At 48.2% G+C, this 20089-nt stretch carries 19 protein-coding genes and 1 pseudogene; 14 read left to right on the forward strand and 6 right to left on the reverse strand.

Going from position 1 to position 20089, the window contains the following annotated elements; translation table 11 throughout:
• Positions 1-167 (forward strand): annotated as a pseudogene (locus Q0O33_RS04060) (IS3 family transposase); the annotation flags it as partial.
• Positions 168-544: 377 nt separating this feature from the next.
• Here Q0O33_RS04060 and bphC read toward each other — a convergent pair.
• Genes bphC through Q0O33_RS04090 form a run of 6 tightly spaced genes read right to left on the reverse strand, consistent with a single transcriptional unit; the run spans position 545 to position 6106 of the window.
• Positions 545-1450, reverse strand: a complete 906-nt coding sequence (gene bphC, locus Q0O33_RS04065) for a biphenyl-2,3-diol 1,2-dioxygenase (RefSeq protein WP_295496423.1) — start codon at positions 1448-1450, stop codon at positions 545-547.
• Positions 1451-1477: 27 nt separating this feature from the next.
• Positions 1478-1948, reverse strand: coding sequence for an aromatic-ring-hydroxylating dioxygenase subunit beta (locus Q0O33_RS04070; protein ID WP_295496426.1), 471 nt, complete (start codon positions 1946-1948; stop codon positions 1478-1480).
• The gene (locus tag Q0O33_RS04075) at positions 1945-3189 is read right to left on the reverse strand and encodes a Rieske 2Fe-2S domain-containing protein (RefSeq protein WP_295496430.1); all 1245 of its coding nucleotides are present in this window, start codon (positions 3187-3189) and stop codon (positions 1945-1947) included. The genes Q0O33_RS04070 and Q0O33_RS04075 overlap by 4 nt, the downstream gene beginning before the upstream one ends.
• Positions 3190-3204: 15 nt before the next feature.
• Positions 3205-4233: a 2Fe-2S iron-sulfur cluster binding domain-containing protein gene (locus Q0O33_RS04080; protein ID WP_295496432.1), complete on the reverse strand. Its 1029-nt coding sequence runs from the start codon at positions 4231-4233 to the stop codon at positions 3205-3207.
• Positions 4234-4243: 10 nt separating this feature from the next.
• The gene (locus Q0O33_RS04085) at positions 4244-5764 is read right to left on the reverse strand and encodes an aldehyde dehydrogenase family protein (protein ID WP_295496435.1); all 1521 of its coding nucleotides are present in this window, start codon (positions 5762-5764) and stop codon (positions 4244-4246) included.
• A 36-nt stretch (positions 5765-5800) separates the two neighbouring features.
• On the reverse strand, positions 5801-6106 hold the full coding sequence (locus tag Q0O33_RS04090) for a non-heme iron oxygenase ferredoxin subunit (RefSeq protein WP_295496438.1): 306 nt from the start codon (positions 6104-6106) through the stop codon (positions 5801-5803).
• A gap of 192 nt (positions 6107-6298) precedes the next feature.
• Here Q0O33_RS04090 and Q0O33_RS04095 point away from each other — a divergent pair, with 192 nt between their 5' ends.
• From Q0O33_RS04095 to Q0O33_RS04155, 13 genes are all read left to right on the forward strand, one after another.
• On the forward strand, positions 6299-7198 hold the full coding sequence (locus Q0O33_RS04095) for a LysR family transcriptional regulator (RefSeq protein ID WP_295496441.1): 900 nt from the start codon (positions 6299-6301) through the stop codon (positions 7196-7198).
• Positions 7199-7706: 508 nt separating this feature from the next.
• Positions 7707-10127: a TonB-dependent receptor gene (locus Q0O33_RS04100; protein ID WP_295496444.1), complete on the forward strand. Its 2421-nt coding sequence runs from the start codon at positions 7707-7709 to the stop codon at positions 10125-10127.
• Between the two features lie 88 nt (positions 10128-10215).
• Positions 10216-11202, forward strand: a complete 987-nt coding sequence (locus tag Q0O33_RS04105) for a dihydrodipicolinate synthase family protein (RefSeq protein WP_295496448.1) — start codon at positions 10216-10218, stop codon at positions 11200-11202.
• A gap of 2 nt (positions 11203-11204) precedes the next feature.
• Positions 11205-11822, forward strand: coding sequence for a 2-hydroxychromene-2-carboxylate isomerase (locus tag Q0O33_RS04110; protein WP_295496450.1), 618 nt, complete (start codon positions 11205-11207; stop codon positions 11820-11822).
• Positions 11819-13150: an aromatic ring-hydroxylating dioxygenase subunit alpha gene (locus Q0O33_RS04115; RefSeq protein WP_295496453.1), complete on the forward strand. Its 1332-nt coding sequence runs from the start codon at positions 11819-11821 to the stop codon at positions 13148-13150. The genes Q0O33_RS04110 and Q0O33_RS04115 overlap by 4 nt, the downstream gene beginning before the upstream one ends.
• 44 nt (positions 13151-13194) lie before the next feature.
• Positions 13195-13770, forward strand: coding sequence for an aromatic-ring-hydroxylating dioxygenase subunit beta (locus Q0O33_RS04120; protein WP_295496457.1), 576 nt, complete (start codon positions 13195-13197; stop codon positions 13768-13770).
• 30 nt (positions 13771-13800) lie between these two features.
• Positions 13801-14622, forward strand: coding sequence for a 3-(cis-5,6-dihydroxycyclohexa-1,3-dien-1-yl)propanoate dehydrogenase (gene hcaB, locus Q0O33_RS04125; RefSeq protein ID WP_295496459.1), 822 nt, complete (start codon positions 13801-13803; stop codon positions 14620-14622).
• A gap of 66 nt (positions 14623-14688) precedes the next feature.
• Positions 14689-15519, forward strand: coding sequence for a fumarylacetoacetate hydrolase family protein (locus Q0O33_RS04130; RefSeq protein WP_295496461.1), 831 nt, complete (start codon positions 14689-14691; stop codon positions 15517-15519).
• 48 nt (positions 15520-15567) lie between these two features.
• Positions 15568-16548 carry an FAD-binding oxidoreductase gene (locus Q0O33_RS04135; protein WP_295496462.1) on the forward strand — a complete coding sequence of 327 codons (981 nt, stop codon included), beginning with the start codon at positions 15568-15570 and terminating at the stop codon, positions 16546-16548.
• A 21-nt stretch (positions 16549-16569) separates the two neighbouring features.
• Positions 16570-17613 (forward strand): gentisate 1,2-dioxygenase, encoded by a 1044-nt coding sequence (gtdA, locus tag Q0O33_RS04140; RefSeq protein WP_295496464.1) that lies wholly within the window; start codon positions 16570-16572, stop codon positions 17611-17613.
• 32 nt (positions 17614-17645) lie between these two features.
• On the forward strand, positions 17646-18326 hold the full coding sequence (locus Q0O33_RS04145; RefSeq protein ID WP_173208199.1) for a fumarylacetoacetate hydrolase family protein: 681 nt from the start codon (positions 17646-17648) through the stop codon (positions 18324-18326).
• 15 nt (positions 18327-18341) lie between these two features.
• Positions 18342-19604 (forward strand): aromatic ring-hydroxylating dioxygenase subunit alpha, encoded by a 1263-nt coding sequence (locus Q0O33_RS04150; protein WP_295496467.1) that lies wholly within the window; start codon positions 18342-18344, stop codon positions 19602-19604.
• A gap of 3 nt (positions 19605-19607) precedes the next feature.
• Positions 19608-20078, forward strand: coding sequence for an aromatic-ring-hydroxylating dioxygenase subunit beta (locus Q0O33_RS04155; protein WP_295496469.1), 471 nt, complete (start codon positions 19608-19610; stop codon positions 20076-20078).
• Positions 20079-20089 lie beyond the last annotated feature (11 nt).

Below are 20089 nucleotides of genomic sequence, written 5' to 3' on the forward strand. Positions count from 1 at the left end.
CGTTCGTGGAGCAATATAACCACCAGCGTTATCACGAATGCCTCAGCAACGTGACGCCTGCTGATGCTTACTTCGGCAGAGCAGCCGCCATCATCAAACAACGAGAAAGGATCAAAAAACAAACCATCGAACATCGGCGCTTGCAACACCGCAAGCTTGCCGCTTAATATCAACAAACCAAATGAAACCAATGCTCCGTTAATTTACGCAGACTTCAGTGCCAAATGTTCTGACGACGGACAATTAGTGCGCCGTTTGCGCTGTAATGGCTCCATTTCATCATCAATGCTGATATATATATATATATTTATTTATCGTTTGTCCTGCCTCATTTGTGGATTCAGCTTCACAAAGGGCCCGAATGAGATGCAGCGTCGATGTACTAACATTTCAAAACATTGTCCACCGTCAGCGATCAATCGCCGACGGGGAGAGCAGGCTAAACGTTCTTCAACCTACATGAGAGAAGTGCTGCTTGAGGCCCCTCGAGCGGTAGCCGCCATCAACTGAAATTCATCAAAGATCAAATGGAATGCATGCTCATCTAGTCACATTTCATCTTTAGATCCATACCGTAGCCTTCTGCTTCATTGTCATGTCCGAATATATCAGAGACATAATACTCTTGAGCATCGATTGCCTTGCGTGCCGCCCAACCGGGCTCCCAAAGCCAGCCTGATGGATTTGCACAATAGAATGTCAGAGCTCTATCGTTCGAGTGCATTCCCAGCGTTAGAGCAACGTCGCGTGCCTCCTGTCGGATTTTGTCATGTGTGATACCAAAATCGCGCAGGTCAGTATACTCAACCATAAAATGATTTATTCGCTTTGGCATCGGGCCCATCCCGAATGCAACCGAATGATCTCGGTCATTACAATGCATAAAGATAGGTTTGGCGGTCATTCCATTCGGCAATGGCAAATGATATTCGACACTACCGCGAAAACCCAGCATCGAGTAAAACTTATAAGCGGCGTCGTCATCCGTCTGCCGTAAGATACAATGCCCGATCCCCTGATTGCCGGTCAGAAATCTGCCATGCATGGGCCGGCCAGGGTGGAAGGGATTATGGCTATCTACCCTAGGACCATAAAAAATCTCGGTCGGGTTGCCTCCAGGATCTTCCAGTTTAAGCAAACCGAGAACTTTGCGTTCTTGTGCTTCCTCTTCGCTGCCTACACGATATTCGACACCATTCTGTTCAAGCAGAACTGCGACTTCTTCTAGTTCGGGTTGACCAGCTACTCTCCAACCTAGATAGGCTAAGTCATCATCGCCATCGGTGTGAACAACAATTCGGTGATGCCACTCATCCATCCGCAGATAGTAGCGGTCTTCTTCTTCTTCGATAACCTGCATGCCGATGATGTCTCCGGCAAACTTCCTCCATGCATCACCATCAGATACAGATAGACCCATGTAGCCAAGTTCTATTATTTTTCCAGTCATCACATTCTCCTCGATCTAAAACATAAATTACAATGGCATCGCCATAAGGGTTCTCACGATATCGTTGTCGATTACACAAACCCGTTTCCGGATTTCAAAACCACTGTCCCTATTTTCGATCAGTTCGTCGATATAACGGCCGGCCGCGTAAGGAAAAACATCACTCTGGCTCCGAGTCTCGAAGACAACAAAGTTAGATGAAGCGTGGATAACGCCATCTGTTATTTCCGTAATGATGCATGGTGCGTTGATGTGCCTCAATGCCATTTCGGGATAGATATTTGAATGTAGTAAAGAGGCCACGCGATCGTCCATGGCATCACGGCTCTCGAAAAAGAGAAATCCGGCGGGTAATCCAGTCAGTTCGTTTTGTTTTGAAGTAATCCGATACTCACATTGTTCGGAAAAAAGTGAGGACCATTTCTCCAGTTTCTCATCAATGTAAAACCCATATAAGGCATTGAACCGGTCAACCCTCTGTGCCATCTGATCATTCATGATTTCGCCCCATCTTCCATTAGATGAAGATAGCCACGCCAAAATCCACGCACGGCATTTTCATCAAGCCCCATAGGAATGGTCGGGTTGGTAGAATTGTCCAAGTCCATCAAAATCTGTGAGTGTCCGTCTGGTCCCTTTATACCTTCTTGGCAAATTTCTATGGCCTCGCCATCTTCGAGTGAGACGTAACCGGCCGGTCCGACCATATTGATGCTACGCATTCTTTGTCGCAACATCTCGTCACTATCCTGCTCAAACCCAAAATACGTCCAAATCAGATCGAACTCGTCATTGTTTCTGACAACCATCTGACGCGTTGCCAGCGCATTACCGATCTGTTGTAAAATTACAGATGGAAAGATGGACTGGATACTTAGAGTTATATCGTCTCCCATGTCGGGCCAAATTTCAAGTAACCGGGAGTCTTTGAGATTGACAGCTCCCGGGTCTCGGGAAGCCTCTGTTTGGTGTTTTGCCCCACTGTCATCGTCCGACGGCTTGTGCACCTGGAATGAATTGTGAAAGCCGAACTTCTCATCGATTTCGCCGACAGATTTCTGGCTTGGTCGCCATATACCAAAAGTAGTATAAAAAAGGTGCAGTAACCCGCCATGATAGCTGTCTCGGCTGTTTTCAGCATATAGCTTCCAATTGCCTTTGATGCGTTGGCCCACAGAACCAATGACCTTGATGGGATGGATCATGATTCTCTCGATTGCAGAACACATGGCGTTTCCAAGAAAGTCTCGCAGCTCTGTCGCGTCTTCGCGGAATGTAGCAAATACCATATCCCCTATGGTGTCGACCCGCAGCGGTGTCATCCTCTGATTCTTGATATCAAATGAATCGGGCATTCCACCTTTGCCGCCTACTCCCCTGCGATAGGGGACGCTGCGCAGCGCACCAGTGGCATCATAGGCCCACTGATGATAAACGCATACAAATGCGCCAGACTCGGCTTTCCCCCGGGAATTTCGACAGACGAGCGCGCCCTTGTGAACGCAGCGGTTTACCCAGACGTGCATGGCTCCATCTTCCCCGCGGCACAGGACTACCGGCGTTTCGCCAATGTGTGTCGATTTGTATGAATTAGCTTCAGGGACCTCTGCTGCTAGCCCTACATAAGACCAAACAGGCCCGCGAAAAATGCGTTCCTGCTCCTTTTTGAATATTTCTGGATCCGAATAAACGGAATAATCAACATTTTTAGCCGTTGATGTTGTTTTCAAGTCAGGCATAATAATCTTTTTCCACTATAGAAAACTATCAAAATAGAGTTGGTCAGCGGGCACGTTCAAATCGAGTTGCAGCATTTTATTCACCGCTGAAATCATCGCTGGCGGACCGCAGAAATAATAATCGTAATTTAGGGGGTTAATCTGTACTTTTTTGTTTTGGCGAACAACATCATGGATAAAACCCGACTCTGTTCCTTCTGGTCTATTTAAACCGTCGGTGTCTGAGATAGCCTCTACAACAGAGACTCGTTGCGCTAAGCTAGGATAAGCAGACACGAGTTTGTTTGCACATAGGTCCTGAGGCTCGCGGCCGCCGTAAAACAACAGCATCTTCTTTTGTGATGCAGTGGCGGATATGCTGGCTTGCCGCATGATTGAAATAAGTGGAGATATTCCGGATCCCCCACCAATTAGAATAATGTCGCGCGGCGAATTTTCTCGAAGGTAGGACATACCATAAGGACCATCGATTTCTATTTTCTGTCCCGAGACCAGATGTTCAAAAAGGAAAGACGTCGCAGCGCCACCAGGTATGCGTTTGGCGATGAACCTCCATTCACCTTGCTCATTGGGAAGATTGGACATAGAATAGGCGCGAGAACCTTTTACGGTAGGTATATCCAATAATATATATTGCCCGACTAGAAAATCCGCTGGCAAATCGCCTTTGAATGTGAGTTCGGCCATATTGTGGGTGATTTGCGTGCATGATACATACCGAAGCGTTTGGCGGCGCGGCGAGACTATTGGTTCATATTGCCTTTCAATTTGTACTTTTATCGTACAATCTCCATCCGGCCTGCTTTGACAGGCGAGGTGGCGACCGCGACGACGCGCTCTTTCGCTGATTCCTTTGGCCTCTGGCCAGAGGTCCTTAATCTCGCCGTTTATCAGTTCAAATTGACAGGAACCACAACCGCCCGAATTGCAGTCATATGGCAATCCAATCCCATTTCGCAGTGCGGCACGCAGAATGGTATCTCCCTTTTCGACAGGAAATTCTACATCTGTACCTTCTACAACAATTTTTTTTGGGTTTGTCATTTCCTCCTCTTTATTGCCCGAACACACCGATCGGGCCTTCTTCCAGATTGATGATGACACTCTTGGTTTGGCTATAGTTGTTCAATGCTTCACTGGCGAACTCGCGCCCAAAGCCACTGCCTTTGTAGCCGCCAATCGGCATGCCACCGATGAAGTTATAATATCGGTTTACCCAAACAGTGCCGGTTTCAAGCGCACGTGCCATCCGGTGAGCGCGAGGAAGATCGCGCGTCCAAAGCCCGCCTCCCAATCCATAGATACTTTCATTGGCCATGCGGATAACATCCGCTTCATCCCTCCAGCCTATAACCGTTGTGACGGGGCCGAAAATCTCTTCCTGAGCAATCCGCATCTCGTTGCGGACATCTGTAAAGATGGTTGGTTTAATAAAAAGCCCATCTGGAAGGCCGTCGACCTCTCTCTTGCCCCCGCCATAGGCCACGGTGGCTCCCTCTGTTTTGCCTATATCTATATAATTTAGAATTTTTTCATATTGCATGCGTGAGGCCTGTGGCCCCAAAACAGTGGTATGTTCCGTTGGATCACCCGAACTGGCGCGCCCAAGCAAATCTTGGAACTTCCCAAGAAACTCATCCATCACGTCTTCATGAACAAAAACCCGACTACCCGCGAGGCATACCTCACCTTTATTAAGCACAGTGGACATCGCAGCTCCTTCTGCGGCCGCGTCTAGATCAGCGTCATTGCACACAATGTTAGCTGATTTCCCTCCTAGCTCCATCGTTTGAGGAATGACGTTGGTCGAGGCATATTGGATCAGCTTCTGTGCGGTTGGTCTGGACCCGGTAAAAGCTACCTTGCGCGTTAATGGGTGCGCCACTAGCGCTTCTCCCACATTCGGACCATATCCGGTCACGAGATTTAGCACACCTGCTGGTAGTAAGTCTGCCATCTCCTTGAAGAACTCTATGACGGAGAGGCATACCGCTTCGGCCGGTTTCAGAACTACCGTGTTGCCTGCAGCGAGTGCTGGTGCAATCTTAGACGCCATCATTATTAGCGGGACATTCCAGGGTATAATCTGTACACACACGCCGAGTGGCTCACGTAGGACTATTCCAAGACCGTTAGGAGCCTCAATCGTTTGCCCATGCAGAAACCATGGAGCACCTGAGAACATCTCGAATTGTTCGACCGCCATTGGAATATCGAAATTCATAGCCTCCATGAATGGCTTACCATTGTCCAACGTGTCCATCATTGCGTAATCTTCAGCACGAGCTTTCAGGCGGCGACCCATTTCATAGATTATCTCCTGACGCTGAGATCGAGACGTTCGTGACCATGCAGGAAAGGCTTTCGCAGCAGCTTCGACAGCGCGCTTTGCGTCAGCGGCATTGGCGGACTGAATCTTAGCAAGGCAATCCCCAGTTGAGGGGTTGATCATGTCAATGGTTTCACCGCTGCTACTTTGCTCCCAAGCACCATCGATGAAAAGTCCATATTCTTTCTGAAATAGCTTTTCAGCAAGTTTAAGGTGCTTTTGGCGGACATCTTCTACGTTTGACATTTTGCACTCTCCTCTAGTGTAATTTCACGGCAATAATCAGATTTGATCAATGTACACAAAGCCATCTTTTATCGTGGCTTCGTAGGTTTTTAGCGGTATCTCACAGGGGAATGCCTCTGGCTCACCAGTTTTGACATCGAAAGCCCCCGAATGAAGCGGGCACTCGATAAGGCCGTCTTCAAAAAAACCGTCTGTGAGCCGTGCGACATTGTGTGTGCATATATTGCTCGTTACATAAATTTTATCGTCGAGATTAAATACAGCAAGTGGAGGCATTCCCTCTTGGTCGATTGGTAGCATGTCACCACATTGTATATCTGTAATCGCACACAATCTGATCATTCCATTTTTCCACTTTTTTCATATCATCGGGTTGTAAATTTTTGCTTACAACATTTGCACAGTTTAATTCGGTGGTCATCCGTCTCAGCAGACAATCTAACTAGATGAGCTTAGGCAAAAGAATCTTACAATCAATCGCACCTTGTGATAGATATCATCACTGAGAATGATAATAGGCGATGAAGGCAGGTTATGGAAAATATAGACCTGAATCTCTTACGTATCTTCAATGAACTGATCCGCACGGGAAAGGTGGTTGATGCGGCGGAGAATCTCGGAATGACACAGCCCGCTGTCAGCAATGCGTTGAATAGACTCCGCAAACACTTTGATGACGAGTTATTTGTCAGAACAAAAAGTGGGATGAAACCGACGGCAATGGCAATGAGGCTCTCTGAACCAATCAGCTATGGACTAGATACAATTGGTCAAGCGATACACAGTCCGGCTAATTTTGATCCGACAATCAGCAAGCGGCATTTTGTGATCGCGGTTGCTGATATCGGAGATATGTATTTCATGCCTAACTTGATCTCACATGCTAGTAAGCATGCGCCTGGCATCTCCTACGAAACGGTACGTAATAACTCGCCGGACCTGCTTGAAATGATGGAAAACGGGCATGTGGATTTGGCCCTTGGATATCTTCCTCAACTTACAGCCAATTTCTACACCACTCGGTTATTCTTACAAAATTGGGTCCTGACCGCTGCGAAAAATCATCCAATATTTCACGTTCGAGACGTAAATTTGGAAGCGCTTAATGGCTATTCATGGTTAGGTGTGAGAGCGCATAGGAGCGGTCTTAGTTCTCTGAACGAAAGCCTCGTTGGAAAGGGGTTGGTCAGAAAAATCGATGCCTGGATTCCCAACTACGCCACTGTCGGCCCTTTGTTGGAGGCCAGCGGACTAATAGCGTGTCTTCCCGAACGACTTGCGCAAATTATCAACGCTTCGTACGAACTCAGTTCGTGTCCACTTCCGTTTTCGCTTGAACCACATGCTATAAACGCGAACTGGCACGCCCGCGTCCACAGCGACCCTGCAATAAAATGGCTACGCAAAACGGTGAACCTTCTCTTCTCTAACTGAGCAGAGCAGTTGAAACAGATGGTTCTCCAGTACCGACCTAGCAGTTGATCGGAAAAGGCATCTCTGCAGATACATTGAAAACACTGTGCTTTGGCAATCAATAAAATCAGGATAATTTTCGACAAAAGCCAATTTTGTGGAATATTCATCGACCAAATTTACTCAGTTCGTCACATTACCAAGATAAAATGACATGGTAACTCGTGCCTGTAAATATGTAGGGACTCGTGAGACATCTTCTGCAGATTCCTGAAGCAGGAAGGAGATGTATCGATGACCAAGAAGGACCAGCGCGACGTACAGCGCAAAGTGCATTATTACCAGTGGTGATATTCAATATGCAATTTGGCGTATTGTAAATAGTTATCTGCAGGTCACTATCTGCTTCATAGTATGCGGGGCCGAAGGTGTGTCCGAAGGTGCCGGTTCGACCTCTGACGAAGCGCGTACGATATGGTTCAAACGTGGTCTTTAGTATCGCAATTATAATGAAGTGGGAGGAAGTTTTATGTCGAATAATTTAAAGGCCTGCCGATCTTATTCCAAAATGTTGGCCGCCGGTGTCCGCTGCACACTGACGTCTGTTCTGGCGCTTTCAGTTGCAACCAATGCTTACGCACAGGACACTGCTATCAATGATGCTCAGGATGCCGAGGAAGTTTCTACGACCGAGCAATCCGATGGTCTTGGTGTAATTGTCGTCACCGCGCGTAAGCGCAATGAGGATCTTCAGGATACACCGATTTCCATCACCGCATTCAGCGGCGAAGATCTTGCTGATCGACAAGTTAATAATGTGGGTGATCTTGGCCGATTTGCACCCAATGTGAGCTTGGAGCCGGTCGCTAATATATCCGGGAGCAGTGCCTCAATCACCACGTTTATTCGCGGCGTTGGGCAAACGGACTTCAATATCACGGTCGATCCGGGTGTTGGTTTATACTATGATGGGGTGTATATTGCTCGGACGGCTGGCGCGCTGCTCGATTTGGGTGATGTTCAAAGCGTACAGATTTTGCGTGGACCTCAAGGTACGCTTTTCGGCAAAAATACGATTGGCGGAGCGGTCATCGTAAATTCCAACCCTCCGTCTGATATTTTTGAACTTGAAGGCGAACTGGCTACGGGGCGCTTTAACCGATTTGACGCTCGTGGAATGATTAACGTTCCGCTCTCCGATAGGGTAGCTGTGCGAGCAACGGTCGGACTTAATACGCGCGATGGGTATCAGCGCAGACTTTCTGATGGCGGACGTCACGGGAATTCTGACTCACTCGGTGGCCGTATTGCGATAAAAGCAGAATTGACAGACACGCTTACGGCTCAGCTGTCGTTTGATGCTAATCGGCGGCGCGAGCAATCTTCGGCTAATACCTTGCTTGAAGTGAATGAAGGTATAGCGCCAGGGGTTGGCGGCTTTCAGAGCTTCTTCTGGAACAAGGTTCTTCAGGGCGGGCAGTGCGGCGCGGTGGGCGCACCGGCACCCGATCTGCCAAATTGCTACACCGACCAGTGGCTTACGAACGATATTGACGAAACATGGGCAGCCAATCGCAACGTTTCCGACTTTGATCTCTGGGGCACAAATTTGACGGTTGATTGGGAGTTGGGGCCAGTCACAGTTAAATCTATTACGGGCTACCGCGAAATGGAATCTAGTTTTTCTTTCGATTTCGACGGCTCGCCAATTCCACTCGGAGAAAGCTTCAACAATATCAGCCAAGAGCAGTTCTCGCAGGAGTTCCAGTTTACCGGTTCATTGTTTGATGATGTAGTAAAGTATACAGCGGGTCTCTATTATCTGAAGGAAACAGGATTTGACGATAACATCCTGAACTTTGCCTTTGCCGATTTCGTCAGTGGCGGCGACATCGACAACGACAGTTATGCGGCCTATCTGCAATTCACCGTCGATGTCACCGATCGCCTCTCGATCACTCCCGGCCTGCGCTACACCAACGAAACAAAGCGTTTTGATCCGAGTCGCCAGATCATTTCTGATGATCGAACAGGAGGTGATTTGTTGTTGCTTAGCCAATGCTTCGTATCGAGCACACCAACCATTCCTCCACAGCCCGGGTGTGTGGTTGATCCAACATTTAACCCTGGAGGAAATCATATCCTGCCAGCGTTTGAGGTATCGACCACGGCGAAGGAATGGACGCCTGCTGTAACGATTGACTACCAGATAACCGACGAGATATTGGGTTACGCTTCCTACTCAAAGGGGTTCAAGAGCGGCGGCTTCACCCAGCGAATTTTCCCTCCGGAACCAGCCGCCAGTACATTTGCACCCGAATTTGTTGAAAGTTATGAGCTAGGCCTCAAGGCGGAGTTACTGGATCGCCGGCTGCGCTTGAATGGAGCAGTGTTTCAGTCTGATTATACTGACATTCAGATTGTCGTGAATGAAGGGATCGCACCTAAAGTCCGCAATGCTGGTGTAGCCAGAATTCGTGGGTTTGAGCTTGAGGCGCAGGCGTTGCTCGCAGATGGTATTCGTTTCGAAGGCGGTGTCGGGTATCTTGATGCCTATTATCGTAATGTTTCGCCCACAGCAACTCCGGTCACGGTCGATAGCCGTTTTCCTAACGTTCCTAAATGGACTGCCTCAGCTGCTCTGAATGCTGATGTTATTGAAACAGATTTAGGCAAGCTTACTCTGCGCGGGGACTGGACCTACAAGGGTTCCCACTTCAAAGATGCGATCAACACGCCATTGTTGTTGCAAAAAGGATATAGCGTCTTCGGGGCCAGTGCCACGTTTGAAGGTATTGACGAGCATTGGCGGTTGACGGCAGGTGTTACTAATCTGGGCGATAAGCGCTATTTGCTTGGTGGATATTCTGATTTAACTCAATCCTCAGCAACTACCGGAACATTCTCTCGGCCTCGCGAATGGTTCTTGCGAGTTGGTTTCCGGTACTGATCTCAAAGAGGAGACTTGTCGTTAGCGGCAAATCTAGACGTCGAAGGTGTATCTAACTGTCACATGTTTCATAGAAAGCCCCAAACAAATGACCCGCCCCAAACTAACAGTCGCTGATATCCATGGTGCATGGGCGATCGTGCCTACGCCCTCAAAACCTAACGCAAGCGATTGGAAGGCTTCAGATACGGTTGATCTCGACGAGACAAAGCGGGTTGTCGAACAATTGATTGAGGCTGGCGTCAATGGAATTCTGTCGCTCGGTTCGCTTGGCGAAGCGGCAACGCTGACCTGGGATGAAAAGCGGGATTTCATGGAGGCTCTCGTAAAAGCTGCGCGCGGCCGCGTTCCCGTGTTCGGAGGGACTAGTTCCCTTTCGACACGAGAAACGATTTGGCAAACACGTGAAGCGGAAAAAATCGGTGTGGATGGCGTTATGATCGGCCCCCCAATGTGGTGTGCTCCAGATGTTCCAACAGCAGTCCAGTTTTACCGTGACGTCGCTGAGGCTTGCCCTGCGATGGCCATCTGCGTTTACGCCAATCCCGAAGCCTTCAAATTCGATTTTCCTCGCCCCTTCTGGGCCCATGTTTCTGAAATCCCTCAGGTTGTTACCGCGAAATATCTCGGAATTGGTGCACTGGTGCCTGATCTGAAGCTATCACAGAAGAAAATTCGTTTTTTGCCTATCGACATTGATTATTATGCTGCTGCTCGCATTGATCCGGAGTTTTGCACTGCATTCTGGACCAGTGGTGCAGTTTGCGGACCGACGCCTGTCATCAAATTACGTGATGAGGTTGCCAAGGCTAAAGAAACCGGTGTTTGGGGCGAAGCGCAAAAGATCACTGGTGACATTGGCTATACCTACCAGACCCTTTTCCCCAACGGTTCGTTCAAGGACTTTTCTTCTTATAATATAGGACTCGAAAAGGCGCGTATGGATGCTGCTGGCTGGATGAAGGCGGGGCCTTGTCGTCCGCCATACACGATCATCCCCGAGGCATATCTCGAAGGGGCGCGAGAGTCAGGCCGTCGCTGGAGTGAACTACACCGGCGTCTTGAGGATGTATGAAAGTGTCCAACAACCATATCATTGACTTCTATTTTGATTTCATGAGTCCATTTTCCTACTTGGCGCATCTACGACTTCCCAATTTGGCTCGTCAGTTTGAATGCAAGCTCGATTACCACCCTATAGATCTTCCCGCTGCAAAGCTGGCGGCGGGCAACACTGGGCCACCCAACGTGAAGATACCAATTAAGTTGCAATATCTAACGTCAGACCTTGACCGTTGGGCAGCTCGGTATGGCGCTCCGATTAAGTTCCCTCCGTCGCTGGACTCCAGAATGGTAAACTGCGGAACATTCTTTGCAGATAAAAGGTCTCAAACTGAGGACTATGTGCAGAAGACGTGGAGGCGGATCTGGGGCAATGGCGAGGATATGTCCGATCTGGCAGTATTGTCGCAGATCGCTGGCGACATGGGCTGGAGACCTGATGAGTTTTTGGATTTTGTGTGTTCCGATAACGTGCTGGAACAATATGACCAATCTAACGCCAATGCGCAACAGGTGGGCGTGTTTGGCGCTCCGACAATGATTCTTGATGGTCAGATGTGGTGGGGAAATGACCGTTTAGACTTTTTGCGGGATTTTCTCAAAAACAAACAAAACCGAGGATTTGAAAAATGAGAGATTTGATCGACGTCCAGCGTGGCAAACAAAGTGCACGTATGTTTCACGACCCTGAGATTTACGAACGAGAAATGGAAGCTATTTTTGGTCGTTGTTGGCTGTTTTTAACGCATGAGTCAGCTATCCCGAATTTTGGAGATTTTGTAACTACTCGTATGGGGCAAGACGAAGTGATCGTTGTGCGCCAAAAGGATGGCTCCATAAAAGCATTTCTCAATGTCTGCAGACACCGCGGCGCACGCATTTGTCCGGTTGAAGCCGGTAACAAGCGCTCGTTTGTTTGCAATTACCACGGTTGGTCTTATGCGGTTGACGGTTCTTTATCCGCAGTGCCGTTCGAAAAAGAGCTTTATCAAGGCAAACTAGATCGAGAGACGCACGGCCTGAAAGAAGTTGCTCAAGTTTCAATTTATCATGGTTTCGTCTTCGGTAATTTCGATGCAGGTGCAATTAGCTTGGAGGATTATCTAGGTGACGCTCGATGGTATCTTGATATCTGGATGGAGGCGAGTGGAGGCGTTGAACTAGTCGGTCCACCTAGTCGGTCTGTTGTCCATTGTAACTGGAAAGCGCCATGCGAGAATTTCGTCGGTGATGCCTATCATGTTGGCTGGACGCACGCATCGTCTTTGGCAGTCAGTGGATCAATGCTGGCACCGATGTCCGGAAATGCGGCCCTTCCGCCAGCAGGTGCAGGGATTCAAGTCGCCTCTCGCTATGGGCACGGACACGGGATTTTGTATGACGTTCATCCCGGTGGCCATGATGCTAAACTCGGCGAGGAAATGTTGGCTTGGCAGGCTACAAAACGCGTTGCGATGGAAGAGAAATACGGCGCTATTCGCACACGTTATTATGGTTCACATATAAACGGCGCAATTTTCCCTAATGTTTCATATCTTTGGGGCACGAATCTTTTTAAAACCTGGCAGCCGGTTGCACCGAATGAAACAGAATGCTGGACTTGGGCGATTGTCGAAAAAGATATGCCGGACGAATTGAAACGTAAGATCGTAAATGGAATGCACCGAACATTCGGTGTGGCTGGATACTGGGAAGCTGATGATAATGACAATATGGAATCAGCATCGCTTTTGACCACAGGATTTCAAACACGCAAACTGCAATTGAATGCACAAATGGGAATAGGAAAAGATATTGTCGATTCTGAACTGCCAGGTGTCTTAGGTCAGGCCGCAATCGGTGAAACCGCGTATCGCGGTTATTATCGGTTTTATGACGAAGTTATGAGGTCCGCCTCTTGGGGGGATATGGATCCGAGCGATGATAGCTGGAAAGAACAGCTTGTTAGTGCTGATGTCTAAGCAAAATGACATCGATAACTGTGGCATTATTAAGGTGAATTGAAATGAATAGCGTATCAAGGTCTGCAAATGTGATGGGAGCTGACATCTGGGATGGGGATCCCGAGATTATCTGGGATACGGATATTACTGGTGAGGTAAATGCGTTCTTTCTTAGAGAAGCGCGCTTGCTGGACATGCGGCGGTTGCGTGAATGGCTTGCCCAAATGATCGACAAAAATATACGCTATGTAATCGTTAGTCGGCAACTTCGTTACAAGAATGATAAGCGGTATGACCTGCCCGATGAAGTTTTCATTTATGATGACGACTATGAATGTCTCAATGCTAGAGTGGAGCAATTTCATTCTGAGCTGAATTGGAGGGTCAACCCGGAAGAAAATTATCAGCACATGGTTGCAAACACAGAGATCGCTCAAAAACCGGGAAGCGTAAATCTTTTCGTACGATCCAACTGGTTTGTCCAACGTGCCCGACGTCAATACGAGATCGACCGTTTTGTTTATTGTCGGCACGACGAGTTAGCGAGAGATAGCGAAGGCAAGTTCAAGGTTGTTGCACGCCATATCGATTATGACGAACGATGTGTTAGAGGCCGTAATATGACGATGTTCTTGTAATATAATCAATAAATTGGATCGGAGAAGATAATGGGTTGGCTCAAAGATGATGTCGCATTGATCACTGGTGGCGGGTCAGGATTGGGCCTTGCTTTGGTTCATCGTTTTATCAATGAAGGCGCTAGCGTCGTTGTTTTGGAGAGGGACGCAAATCGTGCCGACAGCCTAAAGCGCGAATTTGGCGACAAAATTGAAACTGTCGTTGGCGATGTTACATCTTATGAAGATAATGTGAAAGCGGTGGAAACGGCTGTTGAGCGCTTTGGCCGACTTGATACTTTCGTCGCAAATGCAGGCGTCTTCGATTTTTTCAAGCCACTTTCTGAATTTGAAGGGCCTGAAATTTCCGCAGCCTTTGACGAGCTTCTCTCGATCAATGTAAAAGGCGGACTCCTTGGTGCTCGTGCGGCGTTGGATGCACTCATCAAATCTAAAGGTAGCATGATCTTCACCGTGTCCAATGCCGGTTTTTATACCGGCGGTGGCGGGCCGCTCTACACCGCCTCAAAACATGGACTTGTTGGTGTCGTCCGACAGTTGGCACACGAACTCGGGCCGAAGATCAGGGTTAACGGCGTTGCGCCTGGTGGTATGCGTACAAGCCTTTCCGGCCTCAAGGCTACGAACACTGCAGACGAAAGCCTGGAAACTATGGAAGGTTTTGAGGAGTTGATTATCGGAATTACCCCGCTTCGCATGTCGCCAACACCGGATCAATATTGCGGTCCTTATGTTCTTCTCGCTTCACGCGAGAACGCAGCTCCGATGACGGGTGTAGTCATTAACACTGATGGCGGCCTTGGTGTGCGAGGGATCATGAATGTATGCGGTGGAGAAGACTTGTCTGCATAAATTATTAGAAGGTCCAATAAGGAAGCGCACGTGAAAATATGCAGGTTTAACGGTAACAGGATTGGCGTGATCCAAGGCGATATCGTCCGGGATGTTTCGGAGGCACTGACTTTTTTGCCAAATTTAGTCTGGCCAGTTCCTCTCGGCGACCTCTTGATTGAACATTTGCCCGGCCTGCTGCCAACCTTACAAAGGTTGGCCAAGTCAGCTACTGCTCTACCGCTTTCCGAAGTTGTCCTAAACTCGCCAGTTGCCAATCCGAGCAAAATCATCAACGCTCCGATTAACTATCAGAAGCATATTGCCGAAACTAAAGCGGACCAAGACATTTCCCATGGACGGGATATGACAAAGACTATTTCGGACTGGGGCCTGTTTCTCAAAGCTAATAGCTCTCTTGTTGGTGCCGGAGATGAGGTTGTTCTGCGCTACCCTGAGCGGCGCATTGATCACGAGATAGAACTGGCCGTAATCATCGGGAAAAAATGCCATCAGATTGCCCGCGAAAATGCGCTGGATGTGGTCGCCGGTTATGCGATCGGACTTGATATTACGATCCGCGGTCCGGAGCTTCAGAGTTTTCGCAAATCTGCCGATACCTTTGCTGTTTGCGGGCCATGGATTGTAACCGCGGACGAATTGGACGACCCCTCCGATCTTGATTTTGAACTCCAGGTGAACGGTGAGTTGCGTCAGTCAGCTAACACCGCACAGCTTATCTACGATGTGCCGAAGCTTATTGAATACGCCTCTTCCATGTATACTCTATATGCGGGCGATATTATCTTTACCGGCACACCTGAAGGTGTTGGCTCGCTCCAACCAGGCGATATTATGGATTGTTCGTTTGATCGAATTGGTTCGATGCAAGTGCAGGTAGCGTCCAGTTATGTGTAAGGTTGATATCGCCATATACATATTAAATGGTGTCAGTAGTAGCCTGCGATGATCGTGCGCTTGGAGCCCTTTGGAACGCTTATTGATTGTGCGCTAGATAGCAACCTTCTTGACACCTTGATTAAACATGATGTCCCGATTTCTTATAGCTGTCGTAATGGCAATTGCAATATGTGCGCCTTAGAACAAGTGGCGTTCGATGATGGCCGTTCTTGCTTGACTGGCTCTGCAATCTCTATGCCAGTTTCGGCAAAGCGCCTTGCATGTCAGATACAAGTCCAGGAAAATATCGCGGTTCATTTGCCACAAGAGCGACCGGTACAGACACCGGCTCACCTTAAGTTGCGAGCTAAGGTGGAGTGCGTTGGAGCCATCCACCCTTCGATTATGAGGCTAGTGTGTACCCTTGATCGTCCGGTGAATTTCCTGCCAGGGCAACATTTCTCGGTTAGTTTTTCAAAGAACGTCAAGCGTAAATATTCTGCCGCCAACTTGTCGGGAGAAGCGAGTCTTGTATTCTACATAGAACGCCATGAAGAGGGTGTCGCCACCGGTCTCTTGGAGGATGAATTGGCGGCTGGAGATACGCTTGTAATCGAAGGGCCATATGGAAACAGTTATTTAATTCCCGACGATTCTACGCCGGTCCTGCTAGCCAGTGTGGGAGTAGGTTTTGGGGCATTAGTTTCTGCGATGGAAAGTCTTAAAACTACAAATCCGACCCGGAGGGTTATCGCGATCGTAGATGTACCGGAAGGATTAGAAGAAATGATCCAAACATTACTACTGCCGGCCCGAAATAAGCTCATGAATGCAGATGTGAAATTTATATCGCTGTATAAATCTATTGGTAGAACTTCAAAACCCCAAAATGTTTCGGAGGCAATTCGCGAGATGCCTCAGAATTTCTGTGGATGGTCAGCCAATGTATTTGGTAGATTTGTCGCAATGATGCCAATCCGCAATAGATTGATTGATCAGGGCGTAGACCCGCAACTTATCTATCTCGAACCTTACACTCCATCCTGACATAACATTGAGAGCATCATTATGTCTATTAGTATAACGCCGACTGGCGACAACATACGCAAAGAATTCTATCAAAGAATTGATCCAGAAAATCTTACACCTCTTTGGGAAGTACTGGCCTCACTGGTTCCAGAATCCCCGACGACTTCAGCCAAGGCACACCTATGGGAATTTTCAACTATTCGCGATTATCTCATGGAAGCCGGCGAGCTTATTACTGCCGAGGAGGCAGAGCGCCGCGTCCTCATTCTTGAAAATCCGGGACTGCGTGGCCAGTCACAGATCACACAAAGTCTTTATGCTGGCCTACAGCTAATATTGCCTGGCGAAATCGCGCCTGCACACCGTCATACGCAATCGGCCTTGAGGCTCGTGGTTTCTGGAGAAGGTGCCTATACGGCCGTCGACGGAGAAAGAACGATCATGCGGCGTGGCGATTTTATAATCACGCCTGCTTGGACCTATCATGATCATGGCAATGATGGTGATGAGCCAGTTATATGGCTTGATGGTTTGGATATCCCGATTGTTGAAATGCTCGCTGCAGGATTTCGAGAAGGAGCCCCAGAAAAGGCACAGATTCCAACGCGCCTAATTGGAGATTCGCTGGCGCGTTTCGGGACGAATATGCTGCCGGTAGATTTCGAGGTTGAGCCAAGCGATCCAACGCGTGTGTTTGTCTACCCATATGAAGAAGCGCGTCGCTCGCTTGAAAAAATAGCTTGTGGCGAATCTGATGTGCATCACGGATTTAAGTTTCGCTACATCAATCCGGCGACTGGTAGATCACCTATGCCAACCATCGGTGCATTTCTGCAAATGCTGCCCAGTGGATTTGTAACACGTCCCTACCGGTCGACGGATTCCACCATATTCCTATGCCTGGAAGGGAGTGGCCGCGCGACAATAGAAGGAAAGGATTATGAATTTGGCGAAAATGACGTTTTTGTGATTCCTTCATGGAATACTTTCAAGCTTCACGCGGAGACCGAGACGGTTCTCTTTAGCTACTCTGACCGACCCGTCCAAAAAGCACTCGGATTGTGGCGTGAACAACGTCTCTAATGCTCTAGAATATAAAAAAGGACGTTGACGATATGTCTCTACTATTCGATTTACCTGCTACACCGACTTTATCAATCGATGGAAAAACTGAGCGATTTCCGGTGCGACGGATTTATTGCGTCGGACGAAACTACGCTGCTCACGCCAGAGAAATGGGGCGGGATGACAAGGAGCCCCCTTTCTTTTTTATGAAACCCGCCGACGCAGCGGTTGACGCTAATGTTGCGGTGAGCATTCCCTACCCGCCCATGACCAACAATTTCCATTATGAGGTAGAGTTGGTGGCGGCGATAGGCGCGACGCTGGACAATGCATCTGTTGAAGCAGCACTTGACGGGGTTTTCGGATATGCTGTTGGACTCGACATGACTCGGCGAGATCTGCAGTTGGAGGCAAGAGAGAAAGGTCGCCCTTGGGAATTGGGTAAATCATTTTCGAAATCGGCACCGATCGGCTCGATAAAGCCGTCCCATTCGCATCCTGACTCGCAAATTAGGCTCGAAGTCAATGGCGAAGTAAGACAGAAATCAACCACTGGCCTGATGCTGTGGAATGTGGCTGAAGCACTTTCGTTTTTATCGAAATATGAAGTGTTACTTCCTGGCGATATCTTGATGACGGGCACGCCGGAGGGCGTGGGCGCGGTCAACCCAGGCGAAGTCATGCACGCGTCAATCGAAGGACTGGCTGCTATTGAAGTTGAAGTTAAATAAGAAGGATATGGTGAGATGAATTTGAAGAATTCAGATATCTCTAGCATTATTGATTGGAAGCCTGATGAAATGGGCCGAATTCCGCTGTCGGCATATGTTGACGAAGATATTTACAAGTTAGAACTAGAACGAATTTTCTACAAAAAGCATTGGGGCTATCTGGGGCTGGACGCCGAAATTCCGAACGTTGGCGATTTCAAGCGGACTGTCATCGGTGAGCGCTCCGTCATTGTGGTGCGCAACAAAGAGGGAGGCGTTTCGGCGTTTGAGAATCTTTGTGCACACCGGCGGGTCCAATTCTGCCGGGAGCGGGATGGAAATCGTCAGGAGTTTGTCTGCCCGTATCATCAGTGGATGTATGATCTGGAAGGTAATTTGCGAGGGTTGCCTTATCGGCGCGGCCTTCGAGTAGACGGTGAATTGCGTGGCGGGATGCCTGCGGATTTCAATATGTCCGAAAATGGCCTGACAAAGTTAAAGGTAGAATCTCGAAACGGAGTAATTTTCGGGTCATTTGACCACGATATAGAATCATTCGAAGATTATCTCGGTGAGATGATGTTGGGGTATTTCGATAGGATATTTAATGGCCGAAAGCTTACTATCCTTGGTTATAATCGTCAGCGAATTCCGGGGAACTGGAAGCTTATGATGGAGAACATCAAAGATCCCTACCACGCTGGACTGCTTCACACTTGGTTTGTTACCTTTGGCCTTTGGCGCGCAGACAGCCCGATGTCCCTCAAAATGGATCCCTACAAACGCCATGCTGTCATGGCCGGGACCCGTAGTACAGCCAATGTCGAAGCCAGTCTGGTGTCAGGTGTACAAAGTTTCAAAGAAGACATGGTCTTGAAAGATCCAAGCCAAATCGACATCGTCCCCGAGGACTGGTGGAACGGACCAACAGCAACAATGATGACCCTATTCCCTGCACTCATCATTCAGCAGCAGGTAAATAGCCTGTCAACCCGTCATATTCAACCACGCGGTCCGAACTCATTTGATTTCGTATGGACGCATTTCGGCTTTGAGGATGACGATAAAGAAATGACTGCCCGTCGACTCAAGCAAGCAAATCTTTTCGGACCGTCGGGGTATGTTTCGGCTGATGATGGGGAAGTGCTCGAGTTTTCACAAATGGGTTTTCATACAAATCCATCGAGTACGTCTATGGCGAAAATGGGCGGTAACGATACACAGGATGGCGATTGCATTGCAACTGAAACTCTAATCCGGGGTATGTATAAATACTGGCGCGAAGTTATGGAGGTGTGAGTTATGAGCCTATTTGATATCAATGAAATTTGCAGGCTCTATTCGAAATATGAGGATTGCATCGATTCGGAAGAGTTTGATAATTGGGTCCATCTGTTCACCGATGATGCCAACTATAAAGTCATCCCGCGCGAAAATTATGAAAAGGAACTTCCACTAGCTACGCTAGACCTTTCCAGCAAAGGCATGATGCTTGACCGAATTCACGGGGTTAGGGAGACAATTTATCACGATCCTTATTATCAACGGCATGTGACAAGTCTTCCCGTTATAAGGCAAGAAGACGACAGCAGCGTTTTTTGTGAAGCAAATTATGCAGTTTTTCGAACTAAATTGAGCGAACCATCAACTGTATTCAATGTGGGACGATATTTTGATCATATCGTTAAAGAGGGAGGTGCCTTAAAATTTAAAAGCCGAACCTGTGTCTACGATAGTGAGATGATTCCAAATGCGATCATCTATCCGATCTGATTGAGGAGACA

Origin of the sequence: Sphingorhabdus sp. EL138 (assembly GCF_945862485.1) — a bacterium.
In the GTDB taxonomy this organism is placed as follows: domain Bacteria; phylum Pseudomonadota; class Alphaproteobacteria; order Sphingomonadales; family Sphingomonadaceae; genus Sphingorhabdus_B.

What these genes read in the sequence shown, in the direction of transcription:
- bphC (WP_295496423.1), bottom strand. Translation starts at nt 1,450, where the DNA reads ATGACTGGAAAAATAATAGAACTTGGCTACATGGGTCTATCTGTATCT.
- Q0O33_RS04070 (WP_295496426.1), bottom strand. Translation starts at nt 1,948, where the DNA reads ATGAATGATCAGATGGCACAGAGGGTTGACCGGTTCAATGCCTTATAT.
- Q0O33_RS04075 (WP_295496430.1), bottom strand. Translation starts at nt 3,189, where the DNA reads ATGCCTGACTTGAAAACAACATCAACGGCTAAAAATGTTGATTATTCC.
- Q0O33_RS04080 (WP_295496432.1), bottom strand. Translation starts at nt 4,233, where the DNA reads ATGACAAACCCAAAAAAAATTGTTGTAGAAGGTACAGATGTAGAATTT.
- Q0O33_RS04085 (WP_295496435.1), bottom strand. Translation starts at nt 5,764, where the DNA reads ATGTCAAACGTAGAAGATGTCCGCCAAAAGCACCTTAAACTTGCTGAA.
- Q0O33_RS04090 (WP_295496438.1), bottom strand. Translation starts at nt 6,106, where the DNA reads ATGATCAGATTGTGTGCGATTACAGATATACAATGTGGTGACATGCTA.
- Q0O33_RS04095 (WP_295496441.1), top strand. Translation starts at nt 6,299, where the DNA reads ATGGAAAATATAGACCTGAATCTCTTACGTATCTTCAATGAACTGATC.
- Q0O33_RS04100 (WP_295496444.1), top strand. Translation starts at nt 7,707, where the DNA reads ATGTCGAATAATTTAAAGGCCTGCCGATCTTATTCCAAAATGTTGGCC.
- Q0O33_RS04105 (WP_295496448.1), top strand. Translation starts at nt 10,216, where the DNA reads ATGACCCGCCCCAAACTAACAGTCGCTGATATCCATGGTGCATGGGCG.
- Q0O33_RS04115 (WP_295496453.1), top strand. Translation starts at nt 11,819, where the DNA reads ATGAGAGATTTGATCGACGTCCAGCGTGGCAAACAAAGTGCACGTATG.
- Q0O33_RS04120 (WP_295496457.1), top strand. Translation starts at nt 13,195, where the DNA reads ATGAATAGCGTATCAAGGTCTGCAAATGTGATGGGAGCTGACATCTGG.
- hcaB (WP_295496459.1), top strand. Translation starts at nt 13,801, where the DNA reads ATGGGTTGGCTCAAAGATGATGTCGCATTGATCACTGGTGGCGGGTCA.
- Q0O33_RS04135 (WP_295496462.1), top strand. Translation starts at nt 15,568, where the DNA reads ATGATCGTGCGCTTGGAGCCCTTTGGAACGCTTATTGATTGTGCGCTA.
- gtdA (WP_295496464.1), top strand. Translation starts at nt 16,570, where the DNA reads ATGTCTATTAGTATAACGCCGACTGGCGACAACATACGCAAAGAATTC.
- Q0O33_RS04145 (WP_173208199.1), top strand. Translation starts at nt 17,646, where the DNA reads ATGTCTCTACTATTCGATTTACCTGCTACACCGACTTTATCAATCGAT.
- Q0O33_RS04150 (WP_295496467.1), top strand. Translation starts at nt 18,342, where the DNA reads ATGAATTTGAAGAATTCAGATATCTCTAGCATTATTGATTGGAAGCCT.
- Q0O33_RS04155 (WP_295496469.1), top strand. Translation starts at nt 19,608, where the DNA reads ATGAGCCTATTTGATATCAATGAAATTTGCAGGCTCTATTCGAAATAT.